This is a genomic window from Dyadobacter sp. OTU695 (assembly GCF_038440355.1).
Taxonomy (GTDB): Bacteria; Bacteroidota; Bacteroidia; order Cytophagales; family Spirosomataceae; genus Dyadobacter.
Genome location: NZ_JASATN010000075.1, coordinates 1 through 700, shown reverse-complemented (window position 1 = coordinate 700; position 700 = coordinate 1). Strand labels below are relative to the sequence as shown.

The following is a 700-nucleotide window of genomic DNA, read 5'->3' as shown; positions in this document are numbered from 1 at the left end:
CTAACCACGGGAAAGAATGTGCCGTTTCCGCTTGCTCCCTTATTTCGATTAAGGAATTTATATGGATTGTTAATGTGATAAGATAAATGAGTAGCAGCAACAATATTACTGGTCCGATAGCATAGATTAGTTCACCAGTCACCTTTAAACCGGACACATCTACCTCACCCTTATCTTTCTGCTCATCAATCACGGATAAATCGGATAGGGCTTGAATAGCATTATCCGCGCTGAGATTTCTCACATCGAACCAGACCGGCTGCACGTCACGAAACAAAGAATCTACGCTGCCGCCCCCGATAAAAAATCCTTTGAGCCTAAAGGCTCTCAGGTAGTCAGAGCCATAATAATAATCTCTTTCATACCGCCAAGAACCGTCTGATGGCTTGGGTATCACGGGAAATTCGTCAGCATAAAAAGTAGTTTTGTTGCCGTGCACAGTTAGGTTATCACCCCCATCATAGACTAAATCTATTGAATCCAAACTTTCCCAGTTTTGGGAAAGCAGCTCCCGGATCTCCCATAGCTTTATATTTCGGGAGAAGCTTTTGTCAACAAACAAATTGAAGCGCCTATGACCGCCCTCATACGCGGCGGATTTAATCCTTTTTACGCGATCTGCATTGACATCTTTAATTGCGAGATTAATATCTTGTAACCTCAGGCGCGCCTTATCATATTTATTTAAGTCTGTCCTTTG

The 700-nt window shown here is 42.9% G+C and carries 1 protein-coding gene; it reads right to left on the bottom strand.

Going from position 1 to position 700, the window contains the following annotated elements:
- A partial coding sequence (locus AAHB90_RS32480) for a hypothetical protein (RefSeq protein ID WP_342089488.1) occupies positions 1-700 on the bottom strand: 700 nt, incomplete at both ends.